Source organism: Tritonibacter sp. SIMBA_163 (assembly GCF_046535935.1).
GTDB lineage: Bacteria > Pseudomonadota > Alphaproteobacteria > Rhodobacterales > Rhodobacteraceae > Epibacterium > Epibacterium scottomollicae.
Window position 1 is genome coordinate 1 of sequence record NZ_JAWJBP010000626.1, and the last position, 263, is coordinate 263.

A 263-nucleotide genomic window follows, 5' to 3' on the forward strand; every position below is an offset into this window, starting at 1 on the left:
GCCGAAAAATTTCAAAAAATAGTTCTTCCAACAAAACACGATGAATTTACTGATAGAGCGTTCGTGGTATTGCATGAGAAGAATCAAATGGTAGGAATTTTCTTTTTCTCATTTGGTTGCATGAATTATATTGGCACTATGATACCGTATCATAACGCTAAGAACTTACTGGAACGAATGGACGGAACAAAGGCTTAGTGAATCGCAATTCTGGCAGGAATTAACAGTTGAAACATTGTTTGCTGCCACAACATGGAGTAAAT

Annotated in this window: 1 protein-coding gene; it reads left to right on the forward strand. The window is 36.5% G+C overall.

Annotation, left to right across the window (positions count from 1 at the left end; translation table 11 throughout):
* A partial coding sequence (locus R0J92_RS23810) for a hypothetical protein (RefSeq protein WP_411053492.1) occupies nucleotides 1-198 on the forward strand: 198 nt, incomplete at its 5' end.
* Nucleotides 199-263 lie beyond the last annotated feature (65 nt).